Below are 23,344 nucleotides of genomic sequence, written 5' to 3'. Positions count from 1 at the left end.
CCTACCGCCGCCCGTCATCCAGCTGATCGAGCAGCCAGCGCACCGGACGCACCACGACGCTCGCGTTCGCGTCCTCGCCGCTCGTGCCGACGCCGCGCAGCCCGTCGATTCTCTCGGCCAATCCGCGGTCGCTGGTGACGACGAACACCCGATCCCCGCGCGAGAGCCGCTCCTGGGCAACGCTCACGATGGTGTCATCGCCCGCACCCGGCGCCCGCACGATCTGCACCGCGCACGACACATCAGCGCTGTCCGCGGGGTCCGCGACATCGCGCGCGGCGCCCTCGGCGACGAGCAGCACCCGAGGATGCCACCGCGTCGAATCCAACGTGACACGCTCAGCGGCGACACCGGCACGACCCCAGGCGTCCAGCCGGTCGCGCAACCGGGCGGTCGCGCCTGCGCGATCCTTCCACCAGCCGTCCGGGACGGATCCGACGACATTCGCGGCGTCGACCACCGCGACAGGCCTGACCTCCAGCAGCGCCCGCAGTTCCGGCCAGGCTGCGGCGAACCCCGGGTGCAGCGGGCGCCGATCGACCTCGTCCACGGGCACCCACTCCAGCGCCAGGCTCTCCGGATCGCTGATCACCGGCTCGAACGGCACCACCACATCGGCGACGACGGTCGTATAACTCCAGATCCGGAGATCCAGGACGCTCTCGAAGCGCGCACGCACCGAACCGTCCGGGACTCCTGCTTCCTCCTGCGCCTCGCGGATCGCGCCCTCGCGGGCCGACTCGCCCTCGTGCAGCGCACCACCGGGCAGCGCCCAGGTGCCGCCGTGATGACTCCACGCGACGCGATGCTGCAGCAGCACGCCACGCGCCACGTCATAGGCGAGCAGACCGGCCGCGCCGTATCGCCCCCAGTACTGCTCCCCCGTCGGCGACACCACCCAGGCATCACCACTGTTCGTCACCGGGAGCTCGCGATCAGCGCTGGCGGCGCTCACGCACCCGCATGTTGATCACGATCGGGGTGCCCTCGAAGTCGTACAGCTCGCGCAGGCGACGCTGGATGAACCGGCGGTAGCCGGGGTCGAGGAAGCCGGTCGTGAACAGCACGAACGTCGGCGGACGCGTGGCCGCCTGGGTGCCGAACAGGATCCTGGGCTGCTTGCCCCCGCGCAGCGGGTGCGGGTGCTCGGCGACGAGCTCGGAGAGGAACGCGTTGAACTTGCCGGTCGGGATACGGCGATCCCAGTTCCGCAGCGCCTTCTCCAGCGCGGGCACGAGCTTGTCCAGGTGACGACCGGTCTTCGCGGAGATGTTCACCCGCGGAGCCCAGGCGACGTGCGCCAGATCCTGCTCGATCTCGCGCTCCAGGTACCGCCGGCGATCCTGGTTCTCCATGTCGTCGTCGAAGAGGCGATCCCACTTGTTGAACGCGAGCACCAGCGCACGGCCCGACTCGAGCACCATGTCGATGATGTTGAGGTCCTGCACGCTGATCGACTGGCTCACATCGAGCACGACGACGGCCACTTCGGCCTTCTCCAGCGCTGCGGACGTGCGCAGCGAGGCATAGAAGTCGGCCCCCTGCTGTAGGTGCACGCGGCGACGGATGCCGGCCGTGTCGACCAGGCGCCACAGCTTGCCACCCAGCTCGACGACCTCGTCCACAGGGTCGCGGGTGGTGCCGGCGAGCTCGTTGACGACCACGCGCTCCTCCCCCGCCGCCTTGTTCAGCAGCGACGACTTGCCCACGTTCGGCCGGCCCAGGATCGCGACACGGCGCGGTCCGCCGATCTCGGCCTTCGCGACCGCCGACACGTCCGGCAGCTTCTCCATGATCGCGTCGAGCAGGTCGGCCACCCCGCGACCATGGATCGCGGACACGGGGTACGGCTCGCCGAGCCCCAGGTTCCACAGCGCAGCGGCTTCGGGCTCCTGGCGCGCGTCGTCGATCTTGTTCGCGACGAGGAACACCGGCTTGCCGCTCTTGCGCAGCAGACGCACGACGTGCTCGTCGGTCGAGGTCGCCCCGACCTTCGCATCGACGACGAACAGCACCACGTCGCAGAGGTCGATGGCGACCTCGGCCTGAGCGGCGACCGAGCGGTCGATGCCCTTCGCGTCGGGCTCCCAGCCGCCGGTGTCGACCAGCGAGAAGCGCCGCTCCATCCACTCGCCCTTGTACGTCACCCGGTCGCGGGTGACGCCAGGGGTGTCCTCCACGACCGCCTCACGGCGGCCCAGGATCCGGTTCACCAGCGCGGACTTGCCCACGTTCGGACGGCCCACGATCGCGATGACCGGCAGCGCGGGCAGGTACTCGATCCCGTCCTCGCCCTCGGCGAGACCGGCGAGCAGCTCGGCGTCCTCGTCGTCCAGGTCGTAGTCGTCGAGCCCTGCGCGCAGGGTCGCCGCACGCGATTCGACGAGTTCCTCGTCCATCGCGTCCAGCTTCTCGGCGAGACGGTCGTCGCCGCCCACGTATTCTTCGTCAGCCATTTCCGGCTCCTCGCTGCGCTTCTGGCGCACGTCGCTCGATCACCGTGATCACGGCATCGATGGTCGCTTCGAAGTCGAGGTCGGTCGAATCCACGACCTCCACTCCCTCCGCGGCGGTGAGGAAGTCCACCACCGCGCTGTCTGTGGCGTCGCGGCGGTGCAGGGCCGCAGCGACGGCACCCGCGTCCTCCGCGTCGAGTTCCGCGGCCCGGCGCGCGGCACGCACCTCGGGCGCCGCGGTGAGCAGGATCCGCACCGGCGCGTCCGGGGCGACGACGGTCGTGATGTCGCGCCCCTCCACGACCACGGCGGGATACGCGGCTTCGGCCACGATCCGGCGGAACGCATCGTTCACCTGCGCGCGCACGGCGGGCACCCGTGCGACACCGCTCACGGCCCCCGACACGCGGGGTTCGCGGATCGCCGTGGTCACGTCGACGTCGCCGACGTGCACACGCCGGTCGTCGGGGTCCAGGCCCTGACCGAACGGGAAGTCTGCGGCGGCGGCGAGCACCGCCTCCTCATCGGCGGTCTCGGCGCCACGATCGAGCACGTGCCACGCGAGAGCCCGGTAGGCGGCGCCGGTGTCGAGGAAGCCGTAGCCGAGGCGTCGCGCCACCGCCTTGGAGACGCTGGACTTGCCGGATCCGGCGGGGCCGTCGATCGCGACGATGAACGGGTCAGTCATCGGGCATGCTCGCAATCCGCCAGCCCCTGGCCTCCAGTCCCTCCACGGCGCCGCGGACGGCGGCCGGGGTGACGCTGATCTCGGCGAGGCCGAACTGGGCGCCCGGCGAGTGCTCCAGACGCAGGTCCTCGACGTTCACCTCAAGCTCGCCGAGCTCGCCGAACAGGCGTCCGAGCTGGCCCGGGGTGTCGTCGATCATGACCACGAACGACTCGAAACGACGGTTCTGGCCGTGCTTGCCGGGCAGCCGCTCCACGCCCTCGTTGCCGTGCCGGATCGTCTCGGCGACCGTACGGCGGGATCCGGCGCGCTCGGGATCGCGCAGCGCGTCGGCGACTTCGGCGAGATCGCCGGCGAGCGCGTCCAGCACCGCGACGACGGGAGCGGAGTTGGCACCGAGGATCTGCACCCACAGCTCGGGGGCGGAAGCCGCGATGCGCGTCGTGTCGCGCACTCCCTGACCGGCCAGGCGCAGGGATCCGTCGTCGGCATCGGCCAGGCGGGCGGCGAGCAGGCTCGACACGACCTGCGGCACGTGCGAGGTCAGCGCGACCGCGCGGTCGTGCTCCTCCGGCGTCATCTCGAGCGGCATGGCCTCGAGATCCAGCGCGAGGCCCTCGACCAGCGCCAGGTCGGCGGGTCGGGTCTCCTCGTCGCGGCAGACGACCCAGGGCCGGCCGATGAAGATGTCGGCGCGCGCGGAGATCGCGCCCCCGCGCTCCCGTCCGGCGAGCGGATGGGATCCGATGTAGCGGGTGAGGTCGACGCCGCGCTCGCGCAGGGTGCGCAGCGGCTCCAGCTTGACGCTGGCGACATCGGTGACGACCGCCTCGGGGAACCGGGCGAGCTCGGCCTCGATCACATCGGCGGTCACGTCCGGCGGCACGGCGACGACCACCAGCGCGGGCGCATCGTCTTCGCGGGCGGCACGACCCGCGCCGTAGTCGATCGCCAGACGCAGCTGCGCGGGCGACGTGTCGGCGAGGGCGACGTCGACGCCCTTCGCGGTCAGGGCGTGCCCGATGCTGGCGCCGAGAAGCCCCGCGCCGACGATCCGGACGGTTCCGGACAGCCTGGTCTTCGTGGTCACTCGATCTCCTGATGGCGCGACAGGGTCAGAAGTGCGCCGAGTTCGATTTTAGTCAGTTCCCGCGTCTTCCCCGCCGGGAGGGTTCCCAGGTGCAGCGGGCCGAACTGGCGGCGCACGAGCTCGGTGACGGGATGGCCGACCGCCGCGAGCATGCGGCGCACGATCCGGTTGCGTCCGGAGTGCAGGGTCAGCTCGACCAGGCTGGATCCGCGCGAGGAATCGAGCAGCCGTGCCTTGTCGGCGGCGATCGGCCCGTCCTCGAGCTCGACGCCCTTGATGAGCTTCGCGATCGTCTGTGCGGTGACGGAGCCCTCGACCTTGGCGATGTAGACCTTGGTGACACCGAACGAGGGATGTGCGAGCACGTGCGCGAGGTCGCCGTCGTTGGTGAGGACGAGCAGCCCGCTGGTCTCGGCGTCCAGCCGGCCGACGTTGTAGAGACGCTCCTCGTACTCCGCCGTGAACCGGCGCAGATCGGGCCGGCCGCTCTCGTCCTTCATCGAGCTGACCACGCCGGTCGGCTTGTTCAGCATCACATAGCGCTTGCCGACGTCCAGCTGTACGGCGATGCCGTCGACGTCGACGAGATCCTTCTCGGGGTCGATCCGGCGGCCGAGCTCGGTGACCACCGCGCCGTTCACCCGGATCCGGCCCTCCACGATGTACTGCTCGATCACGCGGCGCGAGGCGACCCCGGCGTTCGCGAGCACCTTCTGCAGGCGCACGCCCTCGGCGAGTTCCATCATCATGCCCTTTCCGTGAATCCGTCGGAACCGTCGTCGAGCAGCGGAGAGATCGGCGGCAGTTCGTCGAGCGAGTTGATGCCGAGGTTCTGCAGCAGGGCGTCGGTGGTGCCGTAGTTGATCGCGCCGGTCTCCGAGTCCTGGAAGAGCTCGGTGATGAGCCCCCGACCCAGCAGCGTGCGCACGACCGAGTCGACGTTCACCGCACGGATCGAGGCGACCTGGCCGCGCGTCACCGGCTGCTTGTACGCGATCACCGCAAGCGTCTCGAGCGCGGCCTGCGACAGCCGGGAGGGCGCCTGCCCGCCCACGAAGTCCGCGACGAGATCGTCATAGTCCTCGCGCACGTACAGCCGCCAGCCGCCGCCGACCTCGCGCAGCTCGAAGCCGCGGCGCGGGCCCTTGCCCCGACCGTCGTACTCGTCGACGAGCGCCTCGATGCCCTGCCGCACGGCGGGCACGGGCGCCCCGACCGCGGCGGCCAGGGAGACCAGGCTGTGCGGCTCCTCGATGATGAGCAGGATCGCCTCCAGCCGTTCGGTCAGCGGAGACTCGGCCACCGAGCCCGTGGAAGTGTCAGCGGTCATAGTCGGCTCCCAACGTCGCCAGCATCTCGTCGGTCCAGTGCTCGGCGGACCAGCGCAGGGTCAGCTCGCCGAGCGGCTCCAGCTGTTCGAAGGAGAGCGCCGCGTGCCGGTACAGCTCCAGCACCGAGAGGAAGCGCGCCACCACGATCCCCGGCTCCGTCGCCCCGGCGATGACCTCGCGGAAGGTGACCGACTCGGTGCTGCGCAGCAGCGTGACCAGGATCGCGGCCTGCTCGCGGATGCTGACGAGCGGGGCGTGCAGGTGGTCCAGGCCGACGGTCGGGATCTCCTTCGGCGCGAACGCCAGGAGCGCGAGCGTGCCGAAGTCGGCGGCGCTGAGCGTCCAGACCAGTTCCGGCGTGCGCGCGCGGTGCTTCTCGTCCAGGCGCACGGCTCTGGCGTGCCGCCGATCCTCGTACTGCAGGCTGCGGGCGAACCAGGCCGACACCTCCTTGAAGGCGCGGTACTGCAGCAGCCGCGCGAACAGCAGGTCCCTGGCCTCCAGAAGGGCGACCGACTCGGCGTCGACCAGCTCGCCCTGGGGCAGGAGACCCGCCACCTTCATGTCCAGCAGCGTCGCGGCGACCACGAGGAACTCGCTCGTCTCGTCCAGATCCGCCCCCGAGCCCGCGGAATCGAGCTCGCGCAGGTAGGCGATGAACTCGTCCGTCACCTTGCTCAACGAGACCTCGGTGATGTCCATCTCGTGCTTCGAGATGAGGTTCAGCAGCAGGTCGAACGGTCCGTCGAAGTTGCTGAGCGAGACCCGGAACGACTCAGGCGACGGCGCCACGGGCGACCAGCTCCCGGGCCAGTCGCAGGTACGCCTGTGCGGCGGGGTGCTCCGGCGCGAACTCGGTGATCGGGACCCCCGAGACCGAGGCGTCGGGGAACTTCACGGTGCGCCCGATCACGGTCTCCAGGACGTCGTCTCCGAACGCCTCGACGACCCGCTCCAGCACCTCGCGGGAGTGCAGCGTGCGGGCATCGTACATCGTGGCGAGGAGGCCGTCGAGCGTGATCGACGGGTTCAGCCGGTCGCGCACCTTGTCGATGGTCTCGACGAGCAGGGCGACGCCACGCAGCGCGAAGAACTCGCACTCCAGCGGGATCAGCACGCCGTGCGCGGCGGTGAGCGCGTTCACGGTGAGCAGCCCCAGCGAGGGCTGGCAGTCGATCAGGATGACGTCGTACTCTCCCGCCACCTGGCGCAGCACGCGCGACAGGATCGTCTCACGAGCGACCTCGTTGACGAGGTGCACCTCGGCGGCGGACAGATCGATGTTCGCGGGGATCAGGTCGAGGCCCTCGACGTGCGTGTGCACGATCACGTCGCGCGGATCGCGCTTGGTGTCCAGCAGCAGGTCGTAGATCGTGGGGATCTCGTGCGTCGGGATCCCCAGGCCCGCGGACAGGGCGCCCTGCGGATCGAAGTCGACGGCGAGCACCTTGCGCCCGTACTCCGCGAACGCCGCGGCGAGGTTGATCGACGTCGTGGTCTTGCCGACGCCGCCCTTCTGGTTGCAGAGGGCGATGATGCGCGCCGGCCCGTGCGACTTCAGCGCAGCGGGGATGGGAAAGCCCTGGTAGGGACGCCCGGTCGGTCCGATCGGAGTGTCATCCTTAGTCTGCTTCGCCACCAGTTCTCCATGCTTCGTCGTGCTCGCTCGAGTCTAGCCGTGACCCCGGTTCTGCCGGTGCTCACGCGCCGCGGCGACCAAACCGTCGAACAGAGCGGGATCGTCGTCCGTCTCGGGATGCCATTGCACGCCCACCGCGAATCGGTCGCCGTCCTGCTCCATGGCCTGCAGCACGCCGTCCGCGTCATGCGCGACCGCACGATAGCCCGGATGGTCGGCGACGGACTGGTGGTGGTGCACGGGCACCGTGAGCGCCGGTGCGACCAGATCCGCGATGCGACCCTCGCCGTCGACCTGTACCTCGGCGGATCCGTAGGACGTCGGACTGCCCGCGTGCCGGTCGTGTCCGACGACGTCGGGCAGATGCTGCACGAGCGATCCGCCCGCGGCGACCGCCATGAGCTGCATGCCGCGGCAGATCCCGAGCAGCGGCAGCCGGATCCGCTCCGCCTCCGCCAGCAGCGCGAGCTCCCAGGCGTCGCGGTCGTCGTACCAGCGACCCGCACTCGGATCGGGATCCTGGCCGTACCGGGCCGGGTTCACGTCCGCTCCCCCCGCGACCAGCACCCCGTCCAGGCGTGCCAGCACCGCGGCGGCCGCGTCCGGATCGGCGATCGGCGGCAGCAGCACCGGGATGCCGCCGGCCCGCTCGATCGAGCGCGCGTAGTCGCTGGGGAGCAGATCGGCCTCGACCTGCCGCCAGGAACCCCACGAGGCCTCCTGGCGGTAGGTCGTGATCCCGATGACGGGGCTTTCACTCAAAGTCGGACTCCAGCGGCGTCACGTAGGCGTTGGAGAGGCCGCCGTCGACGAGGAAGTCCATCGCGGTGATGAAGCTGGACTCGTCGCTGCCGAGGAAGGCGACCGCGTTGGCGATCTCCTCGGGCTCGGCGAACCGCCCCATCGGCACGTGGATCAGCCGGCGCGCCGCGCGCTCCGGGTCCTTCGCGAACAGCTCCTGCAGCAGCGGCGTGTTCACCGGACCAGGGCAGAGCGCGTTGACCCGGATGCCCTTGCGCGCGAACTGCACGCCGAGCTCCCGGGTCATCGCGAGCACGCCGCCCTTGGACGCCGTGTAGGAGATCTGCGAGGTCGCCGCGCCCATGATCGCGACGAACGAGGCCGTGTTGATGATCGACCCGCTGCCCTGCTCGAGCATGTACGGCAGCACCGCCTTGCAGCAGTAGTACACGCTGGTCAGGTTCACGTCCTGCACGAGATTCCAGGCGTCGATCCCCGTCTTCAGGATCGAGTCGTCCGACGCGGGCGAGATGCCGGCGTTGTTGAACGCGATGTCGATGCGGCCGTAGGTATCGTGCGCGACCCGGAACAGGTTCTCGACTTCGGCCTGATCCGTGACGTTGACCTTCACGAACACGCCGCCGAGCTCCTCGGCGATGCCGGGGCCGTTCGCCTCGTCCAGGTCGCCGATGACGACCTTCGCGCCCTCGGCGACGAACTTCTTCGCCGTCGCCAGTCCGATGCCGCTGCAGCCGCCGGTGATGACGCCGACCTTGCCTTCGAGCTTTCCCATGCCTGTGGTGCCTTTCGCTGTGTGGGGAGGGATCAGTACGTGGTCGAGATGAAGACGTTCTTCACCTCGGAGAACGAGTCCGGCGCGTCGGGTCCGAGCTCGCGCCCGAGTCCGGACTGCTTGAACCCGCCGAACGGGGTCCAGTAGCGCACCGAGGAGTGCGAATTGATCGAGAGGTTCCCGCTCTCGACGCCCCTGGCGACGCGCAGAGCCCGGCCCACGTCTCGGCTGAAGATCGAGCCGGACAGACCGTACTCGGTGTCGTTGGCCTTCGCGATCGCGTCGGCCTCGTCCCGGAACGGCATGACCGCGAGCACGGGGCCGAACAGCTCCTGCGCCCACACCGGATCCGATGCGTCGCGGGGCAGGACGACCGCCGGGGCGAGCCAGAAGCCGCCGTCCACGTCCGCGCCCTCCACGCTCCGACCGCGGAAGGCGATGTCGGCGCCGTCGAGGTGGGCCGCGACCGCGTCGCGCTGCTTCGCCGACACCATCGGCCCCATCTCGGCGTCCTCCGCGGACGGATCCTTCACCCGGAACGCCTCGACCGCGGGCTGCAGCAGGTCGAGGAAGCGCTCGTACACGTTCTCCTGCACGAGGATCCGCGAGCGCGCGCAGCAGTCCTGGCCCGCGTTGTCGAGCCCGCCGCCGGGAGCAGCCGCGGCCGCGGCCTCCAGATCCGCGTCGTCGAACACGATGTTGGCGTTCTTGCCGCCGAGCTCGAGCGTGATGCGCTTGACCTGGTCGGCGCACCCCCGCATGATCCCTTTGCCCACCTCGGTAGATCCGGTGAAGCACACCTTGCGCACGAACGGGTTCGTCACGAACCGGTCGCCGACGATGCTGCCCTTGCCCGTGATCACGGTGAAGACGCCCTCGGGCAGGCCCGCCTCGAGAGCCAGCTCGCCCAGGCGCATCCCGGTGAGCGGCGTGAGCTCGGCGGGCTTGAGCACCACGGTGTTCCCCGCGGCGAGCGCCGGCGCGAAACCCCATCCGGCGATCGGCATGGGGAAGTTCCACGGCACGATGATCCCGACCACTCCGAGCGGCTCGTGGAATGTGACGTCGATACCCCCGGGCACCGGGATCTGCCGGCCGAAGTGCCGCTCGGGGCTCGCGCTGTAGTAGTTCAGCACGTCGCGGACGTTACCCGCCTCCCAGCGGGCGTTGCCGATCGTATGCCCGGCGTTGGCGACTTCGAGCGCCGCCAGCTCGTCGATGTGCGCGTCCACGACGCTCGCGAACGACCGCAGCAGCCGCGCGCGCTCACCCGGGGCGATCGCGCGCCAGGCCGGGTACGCGCGGTGCGCACGCTCGATCGCGGCGTCGGTCTCGGCGAGATCCGCGAGCCCGACGTCGCCGACCGGCTGCCCGGTGGCGGGGTTCAGCACCGTGAAGGCGCCACCGGCGCCGTAGTGCGACGAAGGGATCTTCATGCTCACAGCCTCTCGAATCCGCGGCGCAGCTCCCAATCGGTGACCGCGGCGTCGAACGCCTCGATCTCGACATCGGCATAGTTCACGTAATGCCGCACGACGTCCTCGCCGAACACCTCGTTCGCGATCGCCGAGTTCGCGAGCGCCGCGCGCGCCTCGTGCATCGTGGACGGCACCGTCGGCGCGCCGGACTCGTAGGCGTTGCCCTTCGTCTCGGGCTCCAGCTCCAGTTCGTGCTCGATCCCGTACAGTCCGCCGGCGAGCATCGCCGCCAGCCCCAGATACGGGTTCATGTCGCCGCCGGGCAGGCGGTTCTCCATGCGCGCGCCCTTGCCCGAGCCGACGAGGCGCACCGCGCTGGTGCGGTTGTCCACGCCCCAGGCGACCGCGGTGGGGGCGAACGAGCCCTTCACGAACCGCTTGTACGAGTTGATGTTGGGCGCGTAGAACAGCGTGAAGTCGCGCATGGTCGCGAGCACGCCGGCGATGAAGTGGTCGTACACGGCGGACCGTGCGCCGCGCTCCGCGTCCCAGAACACCAGCGCGTCGTCGTCGAGTCCGCGCAGCGACATGTGCACGTGGCAGGAGTTGCCTTCGCGCTGGTTCGGCTTGGCCATGAACGTGATCGACTGCCCGTGCTGGCGGGCGATGTCCTTCGACACGGTCTTGTAGTACGAGTGGTTGTCCGCCGTGGCGATGACCTCGTCGTACAGGAACGCGATCTCGTGCTGGCCGAAGTTGCACTCGCCCTTGGCCGACTCCACGGTCAGGCCGGAGCCGTACATGATGTTGCGGATCTCGCGCAACAGCGGTTCGACCACGGTCGATCCGAGGATCGAGTAGTCGACGTTGTACCGGTTGGCCGGCTCCAGGTCGCGATAGCCGTTGTCCCAGGCCTGGTCATAAGGGGTGTTGAACACGACGAACTCGAGCTCGGTGCCCGCCACGGCCTTCCACCCCCGCGCGGCGGCCCGCTGCGTCTGCGCACGCAGGATCTCCCGCGGCGAGACCCGCACCGGCTCGCCGTTGGTCCCGGCCAGATCGCACTGGATCATGGCCGTCCCCGGGCGGTGCGGCAGGAGCCGGATCGTCGCGAGGTCGAGCACGAACTCCATGTCGCCGTAGCCGTCGGCCCAGGAGGCGTGTGCGTAGCCGTCGACCGTGTTCATGTCGACGTCGACCGCGAGCAGGTAGTTGCAGCCCTCGGTGCCGTGGCCGAGCACGGAGTCGAGGAAGAACCGCGCGTGCAGCAGCTTGCCCTGCAGCCGCCCCTGCATGTCTGTGAAGGCGAGGATCACGGTGTCGAGCGACCCGTCCAGGATCCGGTCGCGCAGCTGCTCGACGGTCAGCATGCGGTCGTTGCGGGCGTGGATTTCGAGGGGGTTGTGTGTCATTTCAGGAGTCCCTTGAGGAGTGCGGCGGTGGCGTCGCAGTGCACGGTCATGGTGTCGCGGGCCCGGTCGGCGTCGCCGGCCAGGATGGCGGCGACGATCGCGCGATGCTCGGTCTCGGAGTGGTCGATGTTGGTCTTCAGGAATGGGATCTCGGCGAGGAGCTGGTGGATCCGCACCTGCACGGTGCTGCAGGCGCGGGCCAGTTCGTCGGATCCGCACACAGTCGCGATCGAGAGATGCAGGCGAGCGTCCGCCTGCCGGTAGTCGGCCGGGGTCACCGCCTCGGCGAGATCGACGAGGCAGCTCGTGAGCAGGTCCCGTTGTGCCGCATCGAGATCGGTGAGCGCCGCGCGATGTGCGGCGCCGGGTTCGATGACTGAGCGGAACACGATCACGTCGTCGATCTCGGCGCGGCGCGGCGGGGTCTGATCGGCCGGCCACTGTTCGACGGCCGGCCGGACGACGGTGCCCCCTCCGCGCCCCCGGGTCGTGGAGACGAGCCCGGCGGTGCGGAGGGCGCTGATGGCTTCCCGGAGGGTGGCGCGGGAGACGTTCAGCTTCTCGGCGAGCTCGCGCTCGCCGGGCAGCTTCGTGCCCACCCGGAAGATCCCGAGCTGGATGGCCGAGCCGAGCTGCTCCACGCAGGACTCGAAGGCCATGTGCCCGCGGACCGGGTGCAGCGCCGCGTCCACCAGAGGGGACTCCATCGCGTCGGTCATGCGCCTGCTACTCCTCGAGCAGCTTGTCCGGCGACATCGTGAGGTGCTCGGCCTCGGCGGTCGAGGCCATGAAGTCCCGCTTGCCGTAGGCGTACCACAGCACGATCGCGAGGACGGCGACCACGGCCACGGCGATCGGCGCGTAGTTGAACGTGTCGATCGTGATCGGGTTCACGGGTGGCAGCACGAACAGGATGATGATGAAGATCACCCACACCACCGCGATCCAGCCGACGACCGCGCTCCACTTGCCGAGATGCCAGGGCCCGGCGACGAAGCCCTTGTCGAGTCGCCTCAGGAACACCGGGGTGACGTAGGCGATGTACAGGCCGATGACCGCCACCGAGGTGACCGCGAGGTACGCGGTGTTGTTGAACAGCGCCGGGGTGGTCAGGATGATCGAGAGCACCACGCACAGCCAGATCGAGTTGGTCGGCGTGCCGGTGCGCGCGTTGACCTTGGCCCACAGCCGCGAGCCCGGAATCGCGTTGTCGCGGGAGAACGCGTAGCTCATCCGCGAGTTCGCCGTGACCGACGCCATGCCGCAGAAGAACTGCGCGCCGCACACGATGAACAGCAGGAACTTCGCCATCACCGGGTTGTTCAGCGCATCCAGGAAGATCTGCGCCGGCGGAAGGCCGGTGCCGGACGAGAGCAGACCGGCGATCCCCTTGTCGCTGCCGTCCTGGATCGCCGCGGTGATCGAGAACAGCAGGATCCATCCGCCGATGATCGAGATCACCACGCTCATGACGATGCCCTTGGGGGCGGCGATCGAGGCGTTCTTGGTCTCCTCGGCGACGTGCGCCGAAGCGTCATAGCCCGTGTACGTGTACTGCGCCATGAGCAGGCCCATGAGGAACACGTACGGCCCGAAGGACCAGCCCGTGCCGTTGTACCAGTGCGTGAACGTCCAGCCCACATCCTGATGCTGGGTCGGCATGATCCACAGCGCGCCGACGATGATGAGCACGCCGACGATGTGCCACCAGGCGGAGACGTTCGAGAGCAGGCTCACGATGTTCACGCCGAACGTGTTCAGCAGACCGTGGATGACGATGAGCACGACGAAGAGGCCGAAGGTGCTCGCCTTCGTCGGCTCTACGCCCCACACGAGGTTGGCGAAGGCCATCATGGTGGTCGCGGCGCCGAAGTCGATCGCCGCGGTCACGGCGACCTCGCCGAGGAAGTTGAACCAGCCCACGGACCACGCCCACTGGCGCTTGTTCCGCTTGGCGAGTCGCCCGGCCCAGAAGTACAGGCCGCCGGCGGTCGGGTACTTGGAGCACACCTCGGCCATCGCGAGGGCGACCATGAGCACGAACACGCCGACCACCGGCCAGCCGATCGTGATCGCGGAGGGGCCGCCCGAGTTCAGGGCGATGGCGTAGGAGGTGATGCAGCCGGCGAGGATGGAGATGATGGAGAAGGAGACGGCGAAGTTGCTGAACCCCGACATCCCTCTGTGCAGTTCCTGCTTGTAGCCCAGTGCGGCCAGGGCCGCGGCGTCGTCGTCGATCGGGTGCGAGTCCGGCGCCTTTGTCGTGTCGCTCATGAAGTGCTGCCTGCTTTCAGTGGAGGGAGCGTGTGCAGCGATTCTGACGTTTCCACCCGGGATCTGTCAATGGTCTGACCTCAAACCATTAGCGAGCGCGCGGATGCGCGGTCACGTAGACATCGCGGAGCGTGTCCACCGAGACGTGCGTATAGATCTGCGTGGTCGCGACGGAGGCGTGACCGAGCAGCTCCTGCACGACGCGCACATCGGCCCCGCCCTGCAGCAGGTGCGTGGCGAAGGAGTGCCGGAGGGTGTGCGGCGACACCTCCGCCGCGATGTGCGCGCCCTCGGCGGCGGCCCGGATGATGAGCCAGGCGCTCTGCCGCGACAGCGGAGCACCACGGGCGCCGAGGAAGAGCTTCGCAGATGCCCGCCCTCGGGCGGCGAGCGCGGGACGCACGCGCGTGAGGTATGCGTCGGCCGCGGCGCGCGCGTACGACCCGATCGGCACGATGCGCTCCTTGGATCCCTTGCCGCGCAGGCGCAGCACGTCGCCGTGCGCGAGGTCGTCGACGTCGAGCGAGATCGCCTCCGAGACGCGGGCGCCCGTCGCGTACAGCAGCTCGAGCAGGGCGCGGTCCCTGATCCCGATCGGATCCTCCGCCGGGGGGGCCGCGAGCAGTCGCTCGACCTGATCGATCGTGAGCGCCTTGGGCAGTCGCTGCGGCAGTTTCGGCGGCCGCAGCCGCGAGCTCGGATCCGCCTCGGCGATCCCCTCACGCGCGAGGAACCGATGCCAGCCGCGCACGGACGACTGCAGCCGCGCGAGGCTCGACGCCGCTGGTGCGGGCTCCGCCGAGGCGCGCTCCGCGACGAACGCGGCCACGACCTCCGCCGTGATCTCGCCGGTCTCGGCGATCCCGCGCTCGACCAGCCAGCACAGATACCCGTCGAGGTCGCGACGGTAGGCGGCGAGCGTGTGCGCGGCCAGACCGCGCTCGATCGTCACATGCCGGAGATAGGCGTCGAGGGCCCGGTCGAGCTGCACGTCACGCCCCGCGCAGGCGCCGTTCGGCCGCCAGGACCCCCACCGCGAGGATCCCATTGCGCAGGTGTCCGGCGAGCACGCCGTCCGCGGCCTCGGCGAGCGGCACCCAGGCGAGGCTGATGTCCGCCTCCTCGTCCTCCCGCGCGAACGTCTCCGCCGTGGCGCTCAGCCGCGTCGCCAGGAACACGTGAATGAGCTCGGAATTGCTGCCCGGCGTGGTGTACGTGGAGACCAGCGGCTCCCAGGCCGCAGCGACGAGATCCGCCTCCTCGGCGAGCTCACGGCGTGCTGCGTCCAGCGGATCCTCCCCCGCCACGTCGAGCAGTCCCGCCGGCAGCTCCCAGTCGCGCGCGCGGACCGGGTGCCGGTACTGCTGGATCAGCAGCACCCGCCCCTGCTCGTCGATCGCGACCACCGCGACCGCGCCCGTGTGATCCAGGTACTGACGCACGATCTCGCCGTCGCCGTAGCGGATGCGGTCCTCCCGGACGCCCCAGACCGCGCCGCGGTACACCTCGGCGCTGGAGAGCACCTCGTGCGTGAACGGCTCGTCGCGCAGCTCGCCCATCCGGGCTCAGTTCTCGTCGTCGTCGAACAGCTCGCTGGAGCGGTGCCGCTCGATCGCCGCGCCGACCAGCCCGCGGAACAGCGGGTGCGGGTCGGTCGGACGCGAGCGCAGCTCGGGGTGCGCCTGGGTGGCGATGTAGAACGGGTGCACCTCGCGGGGCAGCTCGACGTACTCGACGAGGTCCAGCTCGGGGTTGAGCCCCGAGAACGCCAGTCCGGCGTCGGCGAGACGGCCACGGTAGGCGTTGTTCACCTCGTACCGGTGCCGGTGCCGCTCGGACGCCTCGGCGGCGCCGTACAGCTCGGCGGCGAGCGATCCTTCGCCGAGCGCCGCCTGGTACAGCCCCAGCCGCATGGTGCCGCCCAGGTCGCCGCCGTCGAGGATCTCGACCTGCTCCGCCATCGTCGCGATGACCGGCTCGGCGGTGTCGGGGTCGAACTCGGTCGATGAGGCGCCGGCGATCCCGGCGACGTTGCGCGCGTACTCGATCACCATGCACTGCAGGCCCAGGCACAGACCGAGGGTGGGCATCCCCTGCTCGCGGGCGAAGCGCAGCGCGCCCAGCTTGCCCTCGATGCCACGGATCCCGAAGCCGCCGGGCACGCAGATGCCGTCGAGATCGGCGAGCGCCTTGGCCGCGCCCTCGGGCGTCTCGCACGAGTCGGACGGAATCCAGCGGATCTTCACGGCGACCTCGTGCGCGAAGCCGCCGGCCTTGAGCGCCTCGGTGACGGAGAGGTACGCGTCGGGCAGGTCGATGTACTTGCCGACGAGGCCGATCGTGACCTCGTGCTTCGGGTTGTGCACGGCCTGCAGCACCTTCTGCCAGCGCGACCAGTCCACCTCCGCCGCCTTCGCGAGGCCGAGCGCGTCGACGATGTAGTCGTCCAGGCCCTGGTCGTGCAGCATGGTCGGGATGTCGTAGATGCTCGGCACGTCGACGGCGTTCACGACCGCGTCCTCGTCGACGTCGCACATGAGCGCGATCTTGCGCTTGTTCGACTCGGTGACGGGCCGGTCGCTGCGCAGCACGAGGGCGTCCGGCTGGATCCCGATCGAGCGCAGCGTCGCGACGGAGTGCTGGGTCGGCTTGGTCTTCTGCTCGCCCGAGGCGCCCATGAACGGCACCAGGGAGACGTGCACGAAGAACACGTTCTTGCGTCCGAGCTCGTGACGGATCTGCCGGGCCGACTCGATGAACGGCTGCGACTCGATGTCGCCGACGGTGCCGCCGATCTCGGTGATGATGACGTCGGGCTTCGGCGTCTCGTCGGCCTGCAGCCGCATGCGGCGCTTGATCTCGTCCGTGATGTGCGGGATCACCTGCACGGTGTCGCCGAGGTACTCGCCGCGACGCTCCTTGGCGATGACCTGCGAGTAGATCTGGCCGGTGGTCACGTTGGCGGCCTGACTGAGCTCGATGTCGAGGAACCGCTCGTAGTGGCCGATGTCGAGGTCGGTCTCCGCGCCGTCATCGGTGACGAACACCTCGCCGTGCTGAAACGGGTTCATCGTGCCCGGATCCACGTTCAGGTACGGATCCAGTTTCTGCATGACGACACGCAGTCCGCGGGCCGTGAGCAGATTGCCGAGGCTGGCTGCCGTCAGGCCCTTGCCCAACGAGGAAACGACACCGCCCGTCACGAAGATGTGCTTGGTGGTGTCGTTGTCTGTCCGCGCGGCTGAGTTCTGCATCACGGGCTTTTATCCTATCAGTCTCAACGCGAGAAGTTCTCTGGCGTGCTCGAGGGCGGCGCCCGAGTCGGTGAGGCCCGAGAGCAGCCGCGCCATCTCGGCTTCGCGGTCGGTGCCGTGCAGACGCCGGACGCTGGACGCCGTGACCCGGCCGTCGTTCGCCTTCACGACGCTGAGGTGGTTGTTGGCGAACGCGGCCACCTGCGCGAGGTGCGTCACGGCGATCACCTGCGAGGTGAGCGCGAGGCGCGCGAGGCGCCGGCCCACTTCGATCGCCGCCGCGCCGCCGATGCCGGCGTCGACCTCGTCGAACACGAACGTGGGGACAGGATCCGTGCCGGCGATGACGACCTCGATCGCGAGCATCACGCGGGAGAGCTCGCCGCCCGAGGCCCCCTTGGCGACCGCGCGCGGCTCCGCCCCGGGATGCGGGGCGAGCAGGATCGCGACATCGTCACGGCCGAACGCGCTCTCGGCCCCCTCGATGACCGCGACGACCAGGCGCGCGTCCGGCATGGCGAGGGCGTGCAGCTCCTCGGTGACCGCGGCGCCCAATCGGCCTGCCGCCTCGGTGCGCAGCGCGCTCAGCGTTTGGGCGGCGGCGTCCAGGTCGCCCCGTGCCGCGTCGCGCTCGGCCGCCAGGCGCTCGACCCGGTCGGTGTCGTCGTCGAGTTCGGCCAGCCGCGCGGATCCCGTGTTCCACACCTCCAGCGCGGCGTCGAGGGAGCCATGCGCGCGCACCAGGGTGGCGAGCGCGGCCCGGCGCTCCTCGACCGCCGCGAGCTCGTGCGGCCCCGACTCGTCCAGATCGGCGAGATACCCGGAGAGCTGCCCGGCGACGTCGGCGGCGCGGTAGCCGAGATCGGCGATGCTCTCCGCGATCGCCGTCAGCTCGGAATCATGCACTCGCTCGAGCGCTCGGCGCGCGGTGGCCAGCAGTGCCGAGATGTCGGTGTCGCCGTCCTCATCGGAGAAGGCCGCGTGCGCGAGCGATGCCGCCTGGCGCAGCTCTTCGGCGTTGGCGAGGCGCTCCGCCCGCTCCGCGAGCGCATCGTCCTCCCCCGGCTGCGGATCCGTCGCCTCGATCAGCACGAGCGCGGCACGCAGGTCGTCCGCCTCGGCGCGGCGGCGATCCTGATTGCCCGTGATCTCGTCGAGTTCGCCGGACAGCGCCCGCCAGCGCTCCCACGCCGCGGTGTACGCGTCGCGTGCCTCGACGATCGATGTCCCGCCGAAGCGGTCCAGCGCCTCGCGCTGCGCGGCCGCCGAGCGCAGCCGGAGCTGCTCGGACTGGCCGTGCACGACCACCAGATCGTCGGCGAGGTCGGCGAGCACGCCGGCGGGGGCCGCGCGTCCGCCCACACTCGCGCGGCTGCGACCCTCGGCGGTCAGGGTGCGCGAGACGTACAGCTCACCGCGTCCGTCGTCGTACGGCTCGAGCTCGCCGCCGGCGTCGGCCACGGTGTCGGCGACCGATCCCGCAGTCGGGACGATCCACACGCCGGCCACGGACGCCTGCGCGGCGCCCGCCCGCACGGCGCCGGAATCGGCCCTGGCGCCGAGCAGCAGCCCGAGTCCGGTCACGACCATGGTCTTGCCGGCGCCGGTCTCGCCGGTGATGGCAGTGAATCCCGGACCGATCGGCAGCACGGCCTCGGCGATGACCCCGAGGTCGCGCAGGCGCAGCTCCTCGATCACGACTCCGACCCCCGCCACCCCGAGACCGGCAACTGGAACTTGCGCACCAGACGATCGGTGAACACGCTCGGGTGCAGGCGCGCCAGGCGCACCGGCCGCGACGAGCGGCGCACCACGACCCGGGCGCCGGGCGGGAGCTCGTGCGAGCGCCGGCCGTCGCACCAGAGGATCGCGGCGCCGTCGTTGCGCTCGAGCAGTTCGATGGCGACGGGCGCGCCGGGCGCCACGACCAGCGGCCGCGCGAACAGCGCATGCGCGGACAGCGGGACAACGGCGATCGCCTCGACGCCGGGCCAGATCACCGGACCGCCGGCCGAGAAGTTGTAGGCGGTCGCGCCGGTCGGCGTCGAGACCACCATGCCGTCGCATCCGAAGCTGGTGAGCGGTCGCCCGTCGATCTCGACGATGACCTCGATCATGCGTTCGCGGCTGGCCTTCTCCACGGTCGCCTCGTTCAGCGCCCACGTGCTGTAGACGACCCGGCCCTCGCGATCCTTGACCCGGATCGACAGTGCCATGCGCTCCTCGACCGAATAGTCCCGGTCGATGATGCGTGTGACGGCTGCGTCCATGTCGTCGCGCTCGATCTCGGCGAGGAAGCCGACGTGGCCCATGTTGATGCCGAGGATCGGCGCGGTGCCGTTGCGGACGAGTTCTGCGGCGCGCAGGATCGTGCCGTCGCCGCCGAGCACGATCGCGAGCTCGACGTCTTCGACCGGAACGCCGCTCTGATCGCCCCGCGCGAGCAGCGCGACGTCGGCGAAGAGCGGATCCGCCGCCGCGAGTTCGCCGTGATCCTCGGCGGCGAGCACGGGCGTGGCGCCGGCGGCACGGAGCGCGGCGACGACGCGGTGCGCGGCACGCACGGTGTCGCCACGGCCCGCGTGTGCGACGACGAGGATCCTGCGCTCGTTCATCGTCCTCCTGCCATCTGGTCGATCGTGCTCAACCATTCTGTCGGATTGCTCCCCTGCCCGCGGGCGCTCCGGCCCGATCGGAGGTGCACCAGGTATTCCGCATTGCCGTGCGTGCCGAGGATCGGCGACGGGATCAGCCCGCGCACCCCGAAGCCGTGGTCCCAGGCGCTCCAGAGCGTGCGTGCGACCGCGTCGGCGCGGATCGTCGGGTTCGTCACGAGACCTCCGCGCACGGCGGTGCGCCCGACCTCGAACTGCGGCTTGACCAGCAGCACCACGTCGACGTCATCGGCCGCGGTCGCGGCGATCGAGGGCAGGACCAGCGTGAGCGAGATGAACGAGAGATCTCCGACGACGAGGTCGGGCCGCGCGGACTCTCCCGTGGCCGCGGCGAGCGTGTCCGGGTCCATATGCCGGACGTTGAATCCCTCCACCACCACGACGCCCGGATCCGCGCGCACGGCAGGGGCGAGCTGATCGTGGCCGACGTCGACCGCGAGCACCCGCCGCGCACCGCGCTCGCGCAGCACCTGGGTGAATCCACCGGTCGATGCGCCCAGGTCCAGCGCGAGTCGCCCCGTCGGATCGATCCCGAAGCCGTCGAGCGCGGCGATGAGCTTGTGCGCTCCGCGGCTGACGTAGTGATCGGAGACGGCGACCTCGATCGTGTCGCCGTCGTCGATCCTGGTCGAGGCCTTCGTGACGGGCTTTCCGTTGACGCTCACCAGGCCGCCGTCGATGAGCGTCGATGCGTGCGTGCGCGAACGAGCGAGCCCCCGGGCCGCGAGGGCGGCGTCGAGACGGGCCGTCATCCGCGGTCGGAACCGGATCGCGGCGTCGCCGGGTCGCGCGGCGCGCTCTCCAGACGTCGGGCGAGGTCGTCGTGCAGGCTCGAGTACGCCGCCGCACGGGAGTCCAGGGGCTGTCCTTCGATGAGGCGCAGCCGACTCCACAGGCCGTCCGCGGGGTCCGCCGAATTGTCGCTCATCCCTCCACCTTAGGTCCGCTGCGTCTCGAACCGGCCCCGACGTTCCTAGGGGCGGTGGAACGGATCCGCGTACAGCCGCTCGGGCACGCGGAACCCGAAGATCTGCCGCCCGGTGCGCCAGATCGCCGCGGCTCCGGCGCGAACCAGGTCGATCGGGCGGTCGCCCTCGCTGAGGATGGTGATGTCGGGTCCGTCGATGCGGACCGATGCGCCGCGCACCGTCACCGTGTCCCCCTTGATACGGGTCTGCGGATACGGCTCGTGCAGCTCGCGGAGATCGCCGAGGATGAACGTGGGGCGCGAGCCCTCGGGGGCGGCAAGCACGTGCTTCGGCCGGTCGATGCCGGTCAGCACGAGCACCGAATCGATCCCGGCGCGGGACGCGCCCTGGATGTCCGTGTCGAGCCGGTCGCCGATGAACAGCGGGGTGCGGGCGCCGAATCGGGCGACGGCCTCCTCGAAGATCGGAGTCTCCGGCTTGCCCGCGACCGTCGCGAGGCGGCCGATCGCGGTGTGCACCGCAGACACGAGCGTCCCGTTGCCCGGCGCGACACCGCGCGCCTGCGGAACGGTCCAGTCGGTGTTGGTGGCGATCCAGGGGATGCCGCCCTCTTCCTCCGGGACCTTCAACGCGAACGCCGCTTCCGCGAGATCCGTCCAGCCGACCTCGGGGGCGAAGCCCTGCACCACGGCGGCCGGCGCGTCATCGGCGCTGCGCGTGACGCGGAATCCCGCCTTCTGCACCTCGTCGACGAGACCGTCCCCGCCGACGACGAGAATCGTGGATCCGGCCGGGATCAGGCCGGAGAGCAGACGCATGGCGGCCTGCGGGCTGGTCACCACCTCGTCGGGGGCGACGGTGAGACCCAGCTGGGACAGGTGCGCCGCCACCGAGACGTCGGTGCGCGCGGCGTTGTTCGTGATGTAGCCCAGCCGTCGGGTCCGCTCGACCTCCTGCAGGCTCTCGACGGCGTAGGGGATGGCACCGGCGCCGGCGTAGACGACGCCGTCGAGGTCGGCGAGCACGACGTCGACATCGGTGAGCGGCGTGCGCCGATCACGGGAGAAGAGACTCACTCGGAAGGCTCCTCGGCAGGGGCTTCCTCAACGGGGGCGCTTTCGTCCTCCTCGGGCAGATCCTCGTACAGGTCCTCGACGACGACCTCATCCTCGTCGAGGCCCAGCGCCGCCGCCGCGGCGTCGGCGCGTTCCTGCCAGAAGGCGGCCTCCTCGGCGCGACCGAGGTCATCCAGGACGGCAGCCCGCGCGGCGAACAGAGCGGGGCTCCACTCGTACGCGAGATCGGGGTTGAGCTCGGGGATCTCGAGCTCGCCGAGAGCCAGCTCGATCTCGCCGCGGTCCAGCCGGGCGCCCGACATCGCGATGGCGAGAGCGACCCGCGTGGCCGTCGGCAGTGCGGCGCGGTCCACAGAACGCGCCTCCTCGAGCGCGCGGTCCGGCCGTCCCATGCCGCGCTCGCTGTCGACGATCAGCGCGATCTGGTCGTCGCGCCCGGAGATGCGCCGATACGTGCGCAGCTCCCGCAGTGCCAGAGCGAAGTCGCCCATCGCGTATGCCGTGATGGCGACCGACTCCCGTACGACGGCCACACGGCCGGCCCGGCGGGAGGCAGCCATGGCGTGCTCATGCGCGAGCGCCGGATCCTCGTCGATCAACTGCGCGGCCATCGCGAGATGGCGGGCGACGTTCTCGGCGTTCTCCTTGCTCAGCGTCTTCAGCTCATTGCGCGCCGAAGAGTGCAGATCGCGGGCCGTGACCTCGTCCGGGATCTCCGGGTCCCTCGGACGATCGCCCGCAGGGATCGCCCGGCGCGGCCGGTCGTCGGTGCTGCGGTAGGGGCGGTCGCCCTCGCGGCGCGGACGGTCTGTGTTGTTGCTGGGCCGGTAGGGGCGGTCGCCATCACGCTTGGGACCGTCGCCGTCACGGCGGGGACGGTCTGTGTTGTTGCTGGGCCGGTACGGACGGTCACCGTCACGCTTCGGACGGTCCGTGTTGTTGCTGGGCCGGTAGGGGCGGTCGCCTTCACGGCGGGGCCGGTCCGTGTTGTTGCTGGGCCGGAACGGACGATCGCCGTCACGCTTCGGGCGATCCGTGTTGTTGCTCGGCCGGTACGGACGGTCACCTTCACGGCGCGGACGATCGTCGTTGCTCCGGTAGGGACGGTCACCGTCACGCTTCGGGCGGTCCGTGTTGTTGCTGGGCCGGTAGGGGCGGTCGCCTTCACGGCGCGGACGGTCATCGTTGCTCCGGTAGGGGCGATCGCCGTCACGCTTCGGGCGGTCCGTGCCGCTATTGCTCCGGAACGGACGATCGCCGTCACGCTTCGGGCGATCCGTGTTGTTGCTCGGCCGGTACGGACGGTCACCTTCACGGCGCGGACGATCGTCGCTGCTGCGAGCGGGGCGGTCGCCGGACGCGAGTCGATCACCGCGGAAGGGTCGAGAAGCACGATCGCCGTCGACATAGCGACGGGGCCCCTGAGAACCGTGGTCCTTGCGCTCGCGAGGGCGCTGCTCATCCTCAGCCATGACATGACTCCTTCCGCAAAAGCATGTTAACGCAGAAAGGCCACCCTGCTTTGGGTGGCCTTTCTGGTAAAAGAAGTCCGGCGGTGTCCTACTCTC

General features: G+C 70.2%; 24 protein-coding genes. 1 reads left to right on the top strand and 23 read right to left on the bottom strand.

The features are described 5' to 3' along the window. Position 1: 1 nt before the first annotated feature. The 23 genes from ABD882_RS12220 to ABD882_RS12110 form a co-directional block, all read right to left on the bottom strand. A complete protein-coding gene (locus ABD882_RS12220) occupies positions 2 to 955 on the bottom strand; it encodes an NUDIX domain-containing protein (protein ID WP_345187299.1) in 954 nt (317 codons plus the stop codon). Continuing rightward, positions 936 to 2,456: a ribosome biogenesis GTPase Der gene (der, locus tag ABD882_RS12215; RefSeq protein WP_345187298.1), complete on the bottom strand. Its 1,521-nt coding sequence runs from the start codon at positions 2,454 to 2,456 to the stop codon at positions 936 to 938. Before der ends, ABD882_RS12220 begins: the two co-directional genes overlap by 20 nt. Further along, entirely contained in the window at positions 2,449 to 3,144 is a 696-nt protein-coding gene (gene cmk / locus ABD882_RS12210) for a (d)CMP kinase (protein ID WP_345187296.1), read from the bottom strand. Before cmk ends, der begins: the two co-directional genes overlap by 8 nt. Further along, a complete protein-coding gene (locus tag ABD882_RS12205) occupies positions 3,137 to 4,234 on the bottom strand; it encodes a prephenate dehydrogenase (RefSeq protein WP_345187294.1) in 1,098 nt (365 codons plus the stop codon). The genes cmk and ABD882_RS12205 overlap by 8 nt, the downstream gene beginning before the upstream one ends. Continuing rightward, a complete protein-coding gene (locus tag ABD882_RS12200) occupies positions 4,231 to 4,983 on the bottom strand; it encodes a pseudouridine synthase (protein WP_425563364.1) in 753 nt (250 codons plus the stop codon). Before ABD882_RS12200 ends, ABD882_RS12205 begins: the two co-directional genes overlap by 4 nt. Further along, positions 4,980 to 5,564, bottom strand: a complete 585-nt coding sequence (gene scpB / locus ABD882_RS12195) for an SMC-Scp complex subunit ScpB (RefSeq protein WP_345187293.1) — start codon at positions 5,562 to 5,564, stop codon at positions 4,980 to 4,982. The genes ABD882_RS12200 and scpB overlap by 4 nt, the downstream gene beginning before the upstream one ends. Continuing rightward, positions 5,554 to 6,357: a segregation and condensation protein A gene (locus ABD882_RS12190; RefSeq protein ID WP_345187291.1), complete on the bottom strand. Its 804-nt coding sequence runs from the start codon at positions 6,355 to 6,357 to the stop codon at positions 5,554 to 5,556. The genes scpB and ABD882_RS12190 overlap by 11 nt, the downstream gene beginning before the upstream one ends. After that, positions 6,341 to 7,207, bottom strand: coding sequence for a ParA family protein (locus tag ABD882_RS12185; RefSeq protein WP_425563367.1), 867 nt, complete (start codon positions 7,205 to 7,207; stop codon positions 6,341 to 6,343). Before ABD882_RS12185 ends, ABD882_RS12190 begins: the two co-directional genes overlap by 17 nt. 30 nt (positions 7,208 to 7,237) lie before the next feature. Then, positions 7,238 to 7,966, bottom strand: coding sequence for a gamma-glutamyl-gamma-aminobutyrate hydrolase family protein (locus tag ABD882_RS12180; protein WP_345187287.1), 729 nt, complete (start codon positions 7,964 to 7,966; stop codon positions 7,238 to 7,240). Further along, positions 7,959 to 8,738: a 3-oxoacyl-ACP reductase gene (locus tag ABD882_RS12175; protein WP_345187285.1), complete on the bottom strand. Its 780-nt coding sequence runs from the start codon at positions 8,736 to 8,738 to the stop codon at positions 7,959 to 7,961. Before ABD882_RS12175 ends, ABD882_RS12180 begins: the two co-directional genes overlap by 8 nt. Positions 8,739 to 8,770: 32 nt before the next feature. Further along, positions 8,771 to 10,174 (bottom strand): aldehyde dehydrogenase family protein, encoded by a 1,404-nt coding sequence (locus ABD882_RS12170; protein WP_345187284.1) that lies wholly within the window; start codon positions 10,172 to 10,174, stop codon positions 8,771 to 8,773. A 2-nt stretch (positions 10,175 to 10,176) separates the two neighbouring features. After that, positions 10,177 to 11,568, bottom strand: a complete 1,392-nt coding sequence (locus ABD882_RS12165) for a glutamine synthetase family protein (protein WP_345187282.1) — start codon at positions 11,566 to 11,568, stop codon at positions 10,177 to 10,179. After that, positions 11,565 to 12,287 carry a FadR/GntR family transcriptional regulator gene (locus ABD882_RS12160; protein WP_345187281.1) on the bottom strand — a complete coding sequence of 241 codons (723 nt, stop codon included), beginning with the start codon at positions 12,285 to 12,287 and terminating at the stop codon, positions 11,565 to 11,567. The genes ABD882_RS12165 and ABD882_RS12160 overlap by 4 nt, the downstream gene beginning before the upstream one ends. Before the next feature lie 7 nt (positions 12,288 to 12,294). Further along, positions 12,295 to 13,842, bottom strand: a complete 1,548-nt coding sequence (locus tag ABD882_RS12155) for an amino acid permease (protein ID WP_345187279.1) — start codon at positions 13,840 to 13,842, stop codon at positions 12,295 to 12,297. Positions 13,843 to 13,930: 88 nt separating this feature from the next. Further along, positions 13,931 to 14,833, bottom strand: coding sequence for a site-specific tyrosine recombinase XerD (gene xerD / locus ABD882_RS12150; protein ID WP_345187465.1), 903 nt, complete (start codon positions 14,831 to 14,833; stop codon positions 13,931 to 13,933). 1 nt (position 14,834) lies between these two features. Beyond that, positions 14,835 to 15,401, bottom strand: coding sequence for an NUDIX domain-containing protein (locus ABD882_RS12145; RefSeq protein WP_345187277.1), 567 nt, complete (start codon positions 15,399 to 15,401; stop codon positions 14,835 to 14,837). 6 nt (positions 15,402 to 15,407) lie between these two features. Further along, positions 15,408 to 17,096 carry a CTP synthase gene (gene pyrG, locus ABD882_RS12140; RefSeq protein WP_345187463.1) on the bottom strand — a complete coding sequence of 563 codons (1,689 nt, stop codon included), beginning with the start codon at positions 17,094 to 17,096 and terminating at the stop codon, positions 15,408 to 15,410. 9 nt (positions 17,097 to 17,105) lie between these two features. Continuing rightward, the gene (gene recN / locus ABD882_RS12135; protein WP_345187461.1) at positions 17,106 to 18,794 is read right to left on the bottom strand and encodes a DNA repair protein RecN; all 1,689 of its coding nucleotides are present in this window, start codon (positions 18,792 to 18,794) and stop codon (positions 17,106 to 17,108) included. After that, positions 18,791 to 19,711: an NAD kinase gene (locus ABD882_RS12130; protein WP_345187275.1), complete on the bottom strand. Its 921-nt coding sequence runs from the start codon at positions 19,709 to 19,711 to the stop codon at positions 18,791 to 18,793. The genes recN and ABD882_RS12130 overlap by 4 nt, the downstream gene beginning before the upstream one ends. Then, positions 19,708 to 20,523 (bottom strand): TlyA family RNA methyltransferase, encoded by an 816-nt coding sequence (locus ABD882_RS12125; RefSeq protein ID WP_345187274.1) that lies wholly within the window; start codon positions 20,521 to 20,523, stop codon positions 19,708 to 19,710. Before ABD882_RS12125 ends, ABD882_RS12130 begins: the two co-directional genes overlap by 4 nt. Next, complete coding sequence (locus ABD882_RS12120) at positions 20,520 to 20,699, bottom strand: hypothetical protein (protein WP_345187272.1); 180 nt, start codon at positions 20,697 to 20,699, stop codon at positions 20,520 to 20,522. The genes ABD882_RS12125 and ABD882_RS12120 overlap by 4 nt, the downstream gene beginning before the upstream one ends. Before the next feature lie 45 nt (positions 20,700 to 20,744). Next, entirely contained in the window at positions 20,745 to 21,776 is a 1,032-nt protein-coding gene (locus ABD882_RS12115; protein WP_345187271.1) for an HAD-IIA family hydrolase, read from the bottom strand. Continuing rightward, a complete protein-coding gene (locus tag ABD882_RS12110) occupies positions 21,773 to 22,336 on the bottom strand; it encodes a hypothetical protein (protein ID WP_345187270.1) in 564 nt (187 codons plus the stop codon). The genes ABD882_RS12115 and ABD882_RS12110 overlap by 4 nt, the downstream gene beginning before the upstream one ends. Before the next feature lie 3 nt (positions 22,337 to 22,339). Here ABD882_RS12110 and ABD882_RS12105 point away from each other — a divergent pair, with 3 nt between their 5' ends. Then, entirely contained in the window at positions 22,340 to 23,278 is a 939-nt protein-coding gene (locus ABD882_RS12105; protein WP_345187268.1) for a hypothetical protein, read from the top strand. Positions 23,279 to 23,344 lie beyond the last annotated feature (66 nt).

This window comes from Microbacterium panaciterrae (assembly GCF_039541635.1).
In the GTDB taxonomy this organism is placed as follows: Bacteria; Actinomycetota; Actinomycetes; order Actinomycetales; family Microbacteriaceae; genus Microbacterium; species Microbacterium panaciterrae.
Note: the sequence above shows the minus strand (reverse complement) of the source record. Positions and strands in the feature narration are given on the sequence as shown.

Coding starts and splice junctions, on each gene's coding strand:
- ABD882_RS12125 (WP_345187274.1), bottom strand. CDS start 20,523: ATGACGGCCCGTCTCGACGCCGCCCTCGCGGCCCGGGGGCTCGCTCGT.
- ABD882_RS12170 (WP_345187284.1), bottom strand. CDS start 10,174: ATGAAGATCCCTTCGTCGCACTACGGCGCCGGTGGCGCCTTCACGGTG.
- cmk (WP_345187296.1), bottom strand. CDS start 3,144: ATGACTGACCCGTTCATCGTCGCGATCGACGGCCCCGCCGGATCCGGC.
- ABD882_RS12110 (WP_345187270.1), bottom strand. CDS start 22,336: ATGGCTGCCTCCCGCCGGGCCGGCCGTGTGGCCGTCGTACGGGAGTCG.
- ABD882_RS12160 (WP_345187281.1), bottom strand. CDS start 12,287: ATGACCGACGCGATGGAGTCCCCTCTGGTGGACGCGGCGCTGCACCCG.
- ABD882_RS12155 (WP_345187279.1), bottom strand. CDS start 13,842: ATGAGCGACACGACAAAGGCGCCGGACTCGCACCCGATCGACGACGAC.
- ABD882_RS12165 (WP_345187282.1), bottom strand. CDS start 11,568: ATGACACACAACCCCCTCGAAATCCACGCCCGCAACGACCGCATGCTG.
- scpB (WP_345187293.1), bottom strand. CDS start 5,564: ATGACCGCTGACACTTCCACGGGCTCGGTGGCCGAGTCTCCGCTGACC.
- ABD882_RS12145 (WP_345187277.1), bottom strand. CDS start 15,401: ATGGGCGAGCTGCGCGACGAGCCGTTCACGCACGAGGTGCTCTCCAGC.
- ABD882_RS12130 (WP_345187275.1), bottom strand. CDS start 19,711: ATGAACGAGCGCAGGATCCTCGTCGTCGCACACGCGGGCCGTGGCGAC.
- pyrG (WP_345187463.1), bottom strand. CDS start 17,096: ATGCAGAACTCAGCCGCGCGGACAGACAACGACACCACCAAGCACATC.
- ABD882_RS12175 (WP_345187285.1), bottom strand. CDS start 8,738: ATGGGAAAGCTCGAAGGCAAGGTCGGCGTCATCACCGGCGGCTGCAGC.
- ABD882_RS12200 (WP_425563364.1), bottom strand. CDS start 4,983: ATGATGATGGAACTCGCCGAGGGCGTGCGCCTGCAGAAGGTGCTCGCG.
- ABD882_RS12120 (WP_345187272.1), bottom strand. CDS start 20,699: ATGAGCGACAATTCGGCGGACCCCGCGGACGGCCTGTGGAGTCGGCTG.
- der (WP_345187298.1), bottom strand. CDS start 2,456: ATGGCTGACGAAGAATACGTGGGCGGCGACGACCGTCTCGCCGAGAAG.